The following is a 10,102-nucleotide window of genomic DNA, read 5'->3' as shown; positions in this document are numbered from 1 at the left end:
GCCCGGTCGGCGGGCGCGCGGCGCCGGTCTCGAGCGCGGCCTGATCAACGACGTGTTCGCCGCCGACGACGTCGCGGACATCCTGCGACGGCTGGACGGCGCGGCCGCATCGGGCTCGACCTTCGCCGCGGAGACCGCGGCCGTGATGCGCACCCGCTGCCCGACAAGCCTGTGCATCGCCCGCGAGCAGATGCGGCGCGGGCTGGATCTCGATTTCGCCGACGCGGTGCTGACCGAATACCGCCTCGTCACCCGCCTGATGCGCGGGCATGACTTCTTCGAGGGCGTCCGCGCCGTGCTGATCGACAAGGACGGCCGGCCGGACTGGCGGCCGGCGACGCTCGAGGCCGTCGACCACGCCGCGGTCGCCGCTGCCTTCGGGCCGTCCGAGGCGCCGGAGCCTCGGTTCGCCTGATGCGCAAGGTCGGACGCATCACCCGCGGCAGCGCAGTCGGCGAGGCCCCGAGCGACCGCATCGAGCGGCGCTCGGCCGCGCCCAAGAGCACCTGGGACACGGTGCTGGTCTGGTTCATGCGGCTGACGGCCCTGGCGTGGCTCGCCAAGAGCGTGCTCTCCTTCGCGACGATCCTCGATGTGGTGCCGGGGCACCGCCCGTTCGCACTGGAGCCGTTCGGGCGCCAGGCGGCGCTGATCTACTTCGCGGTGATTGACGCCAACGCGGCGATCGGCCTGTGGCTCACCAGCGCCTGGGGCGGCGTGGTCTGGCTGCTGGCGGTGACCTCGATGCTGACGCTCGCCGTCCTGACGCCGCAACTGTTGCAGACGCCGCTGATTCTGGTCTTGGTCGAGTCCAGTATCGTAATCTTCTACTTCGTTTTTTCTTGGCTCGCGGCACAGGAAGCGCGGTAAACGAGTGGTTATACGAATCACTTCACTTTGCATTTACCGACAGAAGTAAATCGCGAATTCATCCTGTCTCTTAGAGCGGTTTTCATCTCCGCCGCCTAGTTTCACCCCATGAGCGGTGCCGGACGGCAGAAGGCTCCGGCAGAACAATTCGGGCGAGGCACAAGATGAAGTCCCAGGCCGTCAAGATCTCGGATACCAACACCGCTCCCGAGACCGGAGCCGTCGCCGGCTCGTATCTCGAAGCCCTGCACCTCGTCGAGCGCTTGCACCGCCGCCTGCTTGACGTGATCAAGGACGAGTTCGAGCGTCGCGGCCGCGAGGACGTCAACAGCGTTCAGGCGCTGCTGCTCTACAACATCGGCGACAAGGAACTCACCGCCAGCGAGCTGCGGACCAAGGGCTACTACCTCGGCTCCAACGTCTCCTACAACGTCAAGAAGCTGGTCGAGGCCGGCTACCTGCACCACGCCCGCTCGAAGACCGACCGCCGCTCGGTGCGCATCAGCCTCACCGACAAGGGCCGGATGGTCCACGACATCATCCAGGGCCTCTACGACAAGCACGCCCGCACCATCCAGCCGATCGGCGGCATCTCCGACGACGATTTCGGCCGGCTCAACACCGCCCTCAGCCGCCTGGAGCGGTTCTGGACCGACCAGATCCGCTACCGTCTCTGAGACCTCGGTCACGCCGAACACAACGAAGCCGGCCGCCCGCGAGGGACGGCCGGCTTCGTTGTTTCACGCCCGGCACCAACGCAAAACGCCGCCCCCGAGGGAGCGGCGCTCACGAGACCGGCCGCATCGGCGGCCGATCGAAAGCTCAGTTGAAGGTGTCGATCTCGGCCGACTCGTAGCTGGTGACTTCCATGCCGACACAGATCTCGGAAACGACGGGGGCGGACCAAGCCATGTGAATTCTCCTGAATGGGATGCGGGCGAAAGGGACGTCTAGCCGGCTCGCTCGCGAGCCGGTCATCGGCTCAGTTGAAGGTGTCGATCTCGGCGGACTCGTAGCTCGTCACTTCCATGCCGACGCAGACTTCCTGAACGATGGGGGCGGACCAGGCCATGGCGTTTCTCCTCGTGAACTTCGATGACCGGAAGATAGGCGATACCTTGGGCGCAATACAAGCGGGCGCTACACTTATATTTCTCATAGGATCCCCGAGAGAGCGCTCGGTCGCCCCGGCATTCATCTCCAAAACGCCGAATTCGGCTTTCAGATCAGGTAGATGGTGGCGGTGGCGCCAAATCGCCAACCCCATTCCGCCCTCTGCCGCCACGCCCTTTCCGAGGGACGCGCTTTCGGCTTGACGCGTCGCACCGCCGGGCGCACAGGCTGCCGCGCGCGGATACGGCCGTCGGCATCCGCGCACGCCATTCCCACGAAGATTCGATGCCCAGCGACACGCCAGACCGATCGTCCGAGCCGTGGCCGGCCGCACGCCGCGATCCCGCCTGAGCCCCTGAAGGGCTCGCGCCGGGCTCCGCCGCGCAGCCGGTCGCGGCCGGTGCCGTACGGCGCGCCGCCGGGCCCGCGAGGCGAGGCCCATGGTTGAACAGGTCCCCCCCCTGCCGGTCCTCGACGCGGTCGTGCCGATCGATCCGCGCGTCGACCCCTCCGTCCTGGCTGCGCGCCTCTCCGACGAGCGTGCGCCCGACATCGTCGAGGCGCTGAACGCCGAGGCGCCGGAGGTCGCCGCCGCGATCCTGCTCGGCCTGCCGCACGATCGCGCGATCGAGGTGCTCGACCAGCCCGAGCTCGACGACGCCGCCGACATCATCGAGATGCTGCCGCGCGACCGCGTCGCCACCTACCTGTCGGGCATGTCGGCCGACCGCGTCACCGACGTGTTCCGCGAGATTGAGGAGCCCGGCCGCTCGGACCTGCGCGCCCGCCTCGACGCCGAGACCCGCGGCGCGGTCGACCGCCTCAGCGCCTACGGCGAGGAGACCGTCGGCTCGCTGATGACCACCGAGTTCGTCACCGTGCCCGGCACCTGGACCGTGGCGCAGACCCTCGACCACATCCGCCGCGTCGAGAAGACCCGCGAGACGATCTATGCGATCTTCGTGCTCGACCCGCGCACCCGCGCGCTGACCAAGGCGGTGCCGCTGCGCCGGCTGATCTCGGGCAACCCCGAGGACAACGTGCTCTCGGTCGCCGCCGGCCGCCGCCCGCTCGCGGTGTCGCCGACGGCGAGCCGCGAGGAGGCCGCCCGGCTGATCTCGAAATACGACCTGCTCGCCCTGCCGGTGGTCGACGCGGTCGGCCACCTGATCGGCATCGTCACCGTCGACGACATGATCGACGCGATGGTCGAGAAGCAGACCCAGGACGTGCAGCGCTTCGGCGGCATGGAGGCGCTGCCCGAGCCCTACATGGACATCGGCTTCATGACGATGATCCGGAAGCGCGCCGGCTGGCTCTGCGCGCTGTTCCTCTCCGAGATGCTGACCGCCTCGGCGATGCAGGGATTTGAGGGCGAGCTCGAGAAGGCGATCGTCCTGACGCTGTTCATCCCGCTGATCATGAGCTCGGGCGGCAATTCCGGCAGCCAGGCGACCTCGCTGCTGATCCGCGCGCTGGCGCTGCACCAGATCCGCCTGCGCGACTGGTGGCGGGTGGCCCTGCGCGAGCTGCCCACCGGCCTCGTGCTCGGCGGCATCCTCGGGGTGATCGCCGTGGTGCGGATCGCGATCTGGCAGAAGACCGGCCTGTACGATTACGGCGAGCACTGGCCGCTGGTGGCGGCGACCGTCGGCGGCGCGCTCGTCGGCATCGTCACCTTCGGGTCGCTGTCGGGCTCGATGCTGCCGTTCCTGCTGCAACGGCTCGGCTTCGACCCGGCGACCGCCTCGGCGCCCTTCGTGGCGACGCTCGTCGACGTGACCGGCCTCGTCATCTACTTCTCGGTGGCGTTGCTGATCCTGCGCGGCACGCTGCTCTAGCGCCGCGTCCGCTGCCGTTGCCGACCGGTCGGCAACGGAAACTTCGCAGTCCGGGCCGACGTAGGGCGGACGATGCAGGCGTCGTCCACGAAGGCGCCGCCGGCAAGACGTGACTTCGGAGCGCGACCGTGACCCTGCCCCTGCTGAGCCGCCCGGTCCTCGACGACCTCGGCGGCGTGATCGGCGCCGAGAAGCTCCGGCGCCTGATCGTCCGGTTCACGGACAGCCTGCGCACCGCGTTCCCGGCCGGAAGCCGCCCGCCGGGCGAGATCGCGCGGGAGGCGCACACCCTGATCTCGATGTCGGGCATGCTCGGCTGCGAGCGGCTGTCCACGGCCTGCCGGGCTCTCGAAGCGGAGGCGAAGGACGGCGCCGACCTGGCGCCCGCGCTCGCCGAGATCCGCGACCTGCGCGACGAGACCGTGCGCGCGCTGGAAGACGTCGCGCAAACGTCCTGACGCTGCGCCGCGTATTCAGTTTCGTGACGATCGGCATGCCACGGTCGCGCGGAACGGGTTCTGGGTGAGCGGGATGATGGTGGCGACGACGCAGATGCCGGAACGACGGAGGGTCGGCCTCGTGCCGAATCGCCTCGCCGGCCGGCTGCCGCAAGCGCTCGTGGCGACGGGGGGCCTCGTCTTCCTCGCGCTCGTTTGGCTCGGCCTGCTGTTCCATCTTGAGCAGCGCCGCGAGGGCGAAATGCTCCAGGCGCGGCGCGACGTGCTGAACCTGTCGATCGCGCTGGCCGAGCAGGTCTCGCGCCTGATCGAGGGCGTCGACCAGGTGATGCGCCTGATCGAGGCCGACTACGCCGACGATCCCGAGACCTTCGATTTCGCCCGCTGGTCGAAGCGCGCCACGATGCTGGCCGAGAGCGCGCGCCAGATCGCGATCTTCGACGCGAACGGCGACCTCGTCGCCACGCGCGACGCCGTGCCCTCCGCCCTCAGCAGGACCAACGTCGCGGACAGGCCCTACTTCCGGTCGCTGGCCGACAATCCCGAAGCCGGCCTCTATATCGGGCGCACCATCCGCGGCCGCCTGATGGATACCTTCACCTTCAACCTCGCGCGCCGGCTGACGCGCCCGGACGGCAGCTTCGGCGGCGTCCTCATGGTGGCCGTCGACCCGGACTACCTCGCCCGGCGCTTCAAGGCGCTCGACGTCGGCGCCGACGCGGTCGTCGGGCTGTTCGGCCGCGACGGCTACGTCCGTATCCGCGAGCCGGCGATGCCGGGCATGTACGAGCGCGACCTGTCCCGGCGGCTCGACGGTCAGGGCCTGTTCGCGCGCCTGTCCGAGGCGCCGGCGGGAACCTACGCGGTCGAGAGCGGCCTCGACGGGCGCGCGCGCATCTTCGGATATCGCGCCACGGAGAACCTTCCGCTCGTCGTCACGGTCGGCAAGTCGGTGGAGGTCGTGCTCGCGCCGCTCGTCGCGGAGCGGCGCAACGCGCTGGCGGTCGGCGCGGTCGCGAGCGCGGTCATCCTGCTCGGATGCCTTGTGCTGCTGCGCGAGCTCGAGCGCCGGCGGCGGCGCGAGGCGCTGCTGGTCGAGACCCACCGTGCCCTCGGCGAGGCCGAGACGCTGTTCCGCGGCGTGTTCGAAAACGCCACCGACCACCTCTTCGTCCACGCCGTCGCGGCCGATGGCAGCTTCGCCCTCGAGACCCTGAACCCGAGCGCCGCCGCGCTGATCGGGCACTCGCAGCAGGCCGTCCGCGGCAAGACCCCGGAAGAGGTGATGCCGCCCGACATGGCCGCGATCGTGCGGGCCGACATCGAGGGTGTGATCCGCTCCGGCGAGCCAGCGCGGCGCCAGGAGGAGCGGGTCGGCGGCGACGGGACCCACCGCTTCGAGGTGATCTTGGTGCCCCTGCGCGAGGCCGGCGGCCGCCGCGTGGCGCGCGTCTTCATCAGCGTGCGCGACATCACCCATCTGCGCCGGGCCGAGGAGGCGATCGCGCTGAGCGAGGCGCGCTACCGCCTGCTCGCCGACAACGCCAGCGACATGATCGTCCAGGTCGGCCTCGACGGCCGGCGGATCTACGCGTCGCCGGCCTCGCACGCGCTGCTGGGCCTGGCGCCGCAGGACCTCGTCGGGACGCGGCCGGAGGACGAGGCCCATCCCGACGACGCAGGCGCGCTCTCGGCGATGATCGCCCGCCTCTCGGGAGGCGAGGCCGAGACCGCGGTGGCGACCTATCGCCTGCGCCGGGGCGACCGCTCCTACATCTGGGTCGAGGGCTCGTGGCGCCTGGTGCGGGACGCCGCCGGCCGACCCGCCGGCTTCGTCGCCTCGGTCCGCGACGTCGATGCGCGCCATCAGGCGGAGGACGCCTTGCGGTCGAGCGAGGCGCGCTACCGGGCGCTCGCCGACACGCTGCCGCAGCTCGTCTGGATCGTGCGGGCCGAGGATGGCCTCGCCGCCTACGTCAACCAGCGCTTCGAGGCCTATTACGGGTTGATCGGGACCGGCCTTGCCGAAAGGCTCGCGGCCAACCACCCGGACGATGCCGGGCGCATGGAGGCGGCCCGGGCGGCGGCCGTTCGCGACGGGCGCGGGCACGAGATCGAAGGCCGGCTGCGCCGGCACGACGGCACCTATCGCTGGCACAAGATCGTGATGATGCCGATCCGCGAGGCGGGCACCATCGTCGGCTGGCTCGGCACCGCCCTCGACATCGACGACATCATCACCGCGCGCCGGGCCCTGGAGGAGACCAGCGACCTGCTGCGCCTTGCCCAGGACGCGGCCGAGGCGGGCTCCTGGGACCTCGACCTCGTCGCCGGTTCCGTCCTGCTCTCGCCCGAGAGCGCGCGGCTGCACGGGCTGTCGAGCACCGAACCCCTGCGCATGCCGATCGAGGCTTGGAAGGCCCTGGTGATGCCCGAGGACCGGGAGCGCGCCCTGGCGGACGCCGCCGAGGCGATCGCCTCGCGCCGCAGCTTCGTGATGGAGTTCAGGATCACGGGCGGCGACGGCGTCGAGCGCTGGCTGCAGAGCATCGGCCGCGCCTACTACGATCCCGCCGGGCGGCCCGTGCGGGTGATCGGCCTGAACCTCGACGCGACCGATCGCAAGCAGGCCGAGCTCGCGCTGCAGGCGGCCAAGACCGCCGCGGAGGCCGCGCGCCTGGAAGCCGAGCGCGCGAGCCTCGCCAAGACCGACTTCCTCGCCGCGATGTCCCACGAGATCCGCACCCCGCTGAACGCGGTGATCGGCTTCACCGACCTGCTGGCGCGCTCCGAGCGGCTGGCGCCCGACCAGCAGCGCCACGCCGAGCTGGCGCGCTCGTCGGGCTCCGCCCTGCTCACCGTGGTCAACGACATCCTCGACTTCTCGAAGGTCGAGGCCGGCGCGATCGATCTCGAGCAGCGCGCCTTCGCGCCGGCGGCGCTGGCCGACAACGGCCTGTCGATCGTGCGCGGGCTCGCCTCCGCGAAGGGTCTCACCGTGATCGGCCGGATCGACCCGGACCTGCCGCCCAGCCTCGTCGGCGACGAGGCCCGGCTGCGCCAGATCCTGCTCAACCTCCTGAACAACGCGGTGAAGTTCACCCGGCGCGGCAGCGTCACCCTCGCGGTGCGCCATGCCGGCACCACGCCCGCCGGCGAGACCATCCGTTTCAGCGTCAGCGATACCGGCATCGGCATCCCGCAGGCCAAGCAGCACCGGCTGTTCGAGCGCTTCTCGCAGGTCGACAATTCGGTGAGCCGCGATTTCGGCGGGACCGGCCTCGGCCTCGCGATCTGCCGGCGCCTCGTCGAGCTGATGGGCGGGACGATCGGCGTCGCCTCCGACGACGGCGAGGGCTCGACCTTCTGGTTCACGGTGACGCTGCCGCGCGGCGTCGACGTCGACGCACCCACCGCCGTGCCGGCCGTCGTCGCGTCGCACGCCACCGGGCACATCCTCCTGGTCGAGGACGTCGAGATCAACCAAGAGCTGGCGCGACTGGTGCTGGAGGCCGCCGGCCACACCGTCGACGTGGTCGCCGACGGCGCCGCCGCCGTGATGGCGGTGGAGGACGGCGCGTTCGACCTCGTGCTGATGGATGTGCAGATGCCGGGCATGGACGGCATCACCGCGACGCGGATGATCCGCCGCCTGAAAGGCCCGGCGGCGAACGTGCCGGTGATCGCGATGACCGCCAACGTGCTGCCGGCCGAGGTGCGCCAGTTCCGCGAGGCCGGCATGGACGACCACGTCGGCAAGCCGTTCGACCGCGCGGTCCTCTACGCCGCCATCGCACGCTGGCTTCCGGGCCGCGACGCCGCGCCGGTGCGGCGGGCGGTGAACGGCTGACCCGGATCGCGGCTGCGGTGCCTGCGTCGATCGCCCTGCCCTGCCGCCCGCCCTACGACTGGCCGGCGATGCGCGACTTCCTCGCCGGCCGGGCGATCCCCGGGATCGAGGCGGTGGGCCCGGATCGTTACGCGCGCACCATCGCCGTCGCAGGGCGAACCGGATCGATCGCGATCACGCCCGGCGGCGATGGGCTCGTCGCGATCGTGACGGGCGTGGCGGAGGCCGAGCTTCCCGGAATCGCGGCCCGGCTCCGGCGCCTGTTCGATTGCGACGCCGACCCGGCGGCGATCGGCGCGCATCTCGCGACCGATCCTCGTCTCGGGCCCCTCGTCGCCGCGCGGCCCGGCTTGCGGGTGCCGGGGGCCTGGGACGGGTTCGAGCTCGGCGTCCGCGCGATCCTCGGGCAGCAGGTCTCTGTGGCGGCCGCGACCCAGCTCGCCGGGCGGCTCGTCGCCGAGCTCGGAACGCCCCTCCCGGCCCTCGCCGAACCCGGCCTGACCCATGTCTTCCCGACCGCCGAGCGGGTGGCCGCGGCGGACGTCGCGCAGATCCTGACGATGCCGCGTGCGCGCGGCGCCGCGATCCGGGCGCTCGCGGCGGCGAGCCTCGCCGAGCCCGATCCGTTCGCGCTCGACCAGGACCTCGCCACCGCCGTGGCCCGCCTGACCGCGATCCGCGGGATCGGGCCTTGGACAGCGCAGTACATCGCGATGCGGGCGTTGCGCGCGCCGGACGCGTTTCCGCCCGGGGACGTCGGCCTGCTGCAGGCCCTCGATGGCGGCGCCGGGCGCCCGAGCCCGGCGGAGCTGCTGCTGCGCGCCGAAGGCTGGCGCCCGTACCGCGCCTACGCGGCGTTGCACCTCTGGGCGGTCGATGCGGCGCGGCCAGCGGATTGAGGAGGACGCCGTGCGCGCCCAGGATGCCCGCCGGATTCGAGAGCAAGGGACGGGATGCGGCCCGTGAGCGAGCAGCGCATGACGGGGAGACCGCGCGGGCCGCATCCGGCCCCGATCATCGATGAGGCTGCGATGCCGACGACCGAGGCCACCCGTCCCGATCTCTCAGCGGATGCCATGCGGCGCGAAGCCGTGTCGGCGCGAGACGCGGCGTACGATGGCCGCTTCGTCTACTCGGTCCGCAGCACCGGCGTGTATTGCCGACCGAGCTGCCCGTCGCGCGCGGCGCGTCCCGAGAACGTCGCGTTCCACGCCACCTGCGCCGAGGCCGAGGATGCGGGCTTCCGTCCGTGCAGGCGCTGCCGGCCGAACGAGGCGTCGCCCGATGCGAGGCGTGCCGCGGCGATCGCCGGCGCCTGCCGCCTGATCGACGAGGCCGAATCGCTGCCCGCGCTCGCTGTTCTCGCCCGCGCGGCCGGGATGAGCCCGTTCCACTTCCATCGGGTGTTCAAAGCGACGACCGGCGTGACGCCGAAGGCCTACGGCGAGGCCCGCCGGGCCGAACGGATGGCGAAGACCCTGCCGAGCGCCGGCAGCGTCACGCACGCGGTCTACGAGGCGGGCTACGGGGCGGCGAGCCGCTTCTACGCCGGGGCCGGCGAGCGGCTCGGCATGGCGCCCGCCGCCTACCGCAAGGGTGGGACCGGCGAGACCATCCGCTTCGCGGTCGGCCCGTGCAGCCTCGGCGCGATCCTCGTCGCGGCTACCGCCCGCGGCGTCTGCGCGATCCTGCTCGGCGACGATCCGGACGCGCTGCTGCGCGACCTGGAGGACCGCTTTCCGAACGCGACGCTCGCCGGCGGCGACGCCGCATTCGAGGCGCTGGTCGCGCAGGTCGTCGGCCTGGTCGAAGCGCCGGGGCGCCCGGCGGACCTCCCCCTCGACATCGGCGGCACGGCCTTCCAGCAGCGCGTCTGGGACGCCCTGCGCAGGATCCCGGCGGGGACGACCGCGAGCTACGCCGAGATCGCCCGGAGCCTCGGCACGCCGGCGGCGGTGCGGGCCGTCGCC

General features: G+C 71.6%; 10 protein-coding genes. 8 read left to right on the top strand and 2 right to left on the bottom strand.

Features of this window, described 5'->3' with window-relative positions:
• The 3 genes from FV223_RS11745 to FV223_RS11735 all read left to right on the top strand — a co-directional run.
• On the top strand, nt 1-415 hold a 415-nt coding region (locus tag FV223_RS11745; protein ID WP_147727219.1), incomplete at its 5' end, for an enoyl-CoA hydratase/isomerase family protein.
• On the top strand, nt 415-870 hold the full coding sequence (locus FV223_RS11740) for a DUF6163 family protein (protein ID WP_147727218.1): 456 nt from the start codon (nt 415-417) through the stop codon (nt 868-870). The genes FV223_RS11745 and FV223_RS11740, both read left to right, overlap by 1 nt.
• 164 nt (nt 871-1,034) lie before the next feature.
• Complete coding sequence (locus FV223_RS11735) at nt 1,035-1,547, top strand: winged helix DNA-binding protein (protein ID WP_147727217.1); 513 nt, start codon at nt 1,035-1,037, stop codon at nt 1,545-1,547.
• Between the two features lie 145 nt (nt 1,548-1,692).
• Here FV223_RS11735 and pqqA (FV223_RS11730) read toward each other — a convergent pair whose 3' ends face one another.
• A complete protein-coding gene (pqqA, locus tag FV223_RS11730; protein ID WP_007559225.1) occupies nt 1,693-1,782 on the bottom strand; it encodes a pyrroloquinoline quinone precursor peptide PqqA in 90 nt (29 codons plus the stop codon).
• Between the two features lie 70 nt (nt 1,783-1,852).
• Nucleotides 1,853-1,942 carry a pyrroloquinoline quinone precursor peptide PqqA gene (gene pqqA, locus FV223_RS11725; protein ID WP_147727216.1) on the bottom strand — a complete coding sequence of 30 codons (90 nt, stop codon included), beginning with the start codon at nt 1,940-1,942 and terminating at the stop codon, nt 1,853-1,855.
• A gap of 481 nt (nt 1,943-2,423) precedes the next feature.
• On the opposite strand from pqqA (FV223_RS11725), the gene mgtE reads away from it, so the two are divergent.
• The 5 genes from mgtE to ada form a co-directional block, all read left to right on the top strand.
• Nucleotides 2,424-3,824 (top strand): magnesium transporter, encoded by a 1,401-nt coding sequence (gene mgtE / locus FV223_RS11720; protein WP_147727215.1) that lies wholly within the window; start codon nt 2,424-2,426, stop codon nt 3,822-3,824.
• Nucleotides 3,825-3,952: 128 nt separating this feature from the next.
• A complete protein-coding gene (locus FV223_RS11715) occupies nt 3,953-4,282 on the top strand; it encodes an Hpt domain-containing protein (RefSeq protein WP_147727214.1) in 330 nt (109 codons plus the stop codon).
• A gap of 73 nt (nt 4,283-4,355) precedes the next feature.
• Nucleotides 4,356-8,132, top strand: coding sequence for a PAS domain S-box protein (locus FV223_RS11710; RefSeq protein ID WP_246689667.1), 3,777 nt, complete (start codon nt 4,356-4,358; stop codon nt 8,130-8,132).
• A 17-nt stretch (nt 8,133-8,149) separates the two neighbouring features.
• On the top strand, nt 8,150-9,031 hold the full coding sequence (locus FV223_RS11705) for an AlkA N-terminal domain-containing protein (protein ID WP_147727212.1): 882 nt from the start codon (nt 8,150-8,152) through the stop codon (nt 9,029-9,031).
• A gap of 132 nt (nt 9,032-9,163) precedes the next feature.
• Nucleotides 9,164-10,102 (top strand): bifunctional DNA-binding transcriptional regulator/O6-methylguanine-DNA methyltransferase Ada (gene ada, locus FV223_RS11700; RefSeq protein WP_147727211.1); only part of this gene is annotated, 939 nt, incomplete at its 3' end.

Origin of the sequence: Methylobacterium sp. WL116, assembly GCF_008039455.1 — a bacterium.
GTDB lineage: Bacteria > Pseudomonadota > Alphaproteobacteria > Rhizobiales > Beijerinckiaceae > Methylobacterium.
The sequence above is the reverse complement of the archived record's forward strand: the minus strand, read 5'-3'. Positions and strand labels throughout refer to the sequence as shown.

Bases quoted from the DNA above. Each gene is read 5' to 3' on its own strand.
- FV223_RS11740 (WP_147727218.1), top strand. From the start codon at position 415: ATGCGCAAGGTCGGACGCATCACCCGCGGCAGCGCAGTCGGCGAGGCC.
- FV223_RS11735 (WP_147727217.1), top strand. From the start codon at position 1,035: ATGAAGTCCCAGGCCGTCAAGATCTCGGATACCAACACCGCTCCCGAG.
- pqqA (WP_007559225.1), bottom strand. From the start codon at position 1,782: ATGGCTTGGTCCGCCCCCGTCGTTTCCGAGATCTGTGTCGGCATGGAA.
- pqqA (WP_147727216.1), bottom strand. From the start codon at position 1,942: ATGGCCTGGTCCGCCCCCATCGTTCAGGAAGTCTGCGTCGGCATGGAA.
- mgtE (WP_147727215.1), top strand. From the start codon at position 2,424: ATGGTTGAACAGGTCCCCCCCCTGCCGGTCCTCGACGCGGTCGTGCCG.
- FV223_RS11710 (WP_246689667.1), top strand. From the start codon at position 4,356: ATGATGGTGGCGACGACGCAGATGCCGGAACGACGGAGGGTCGGCCTC.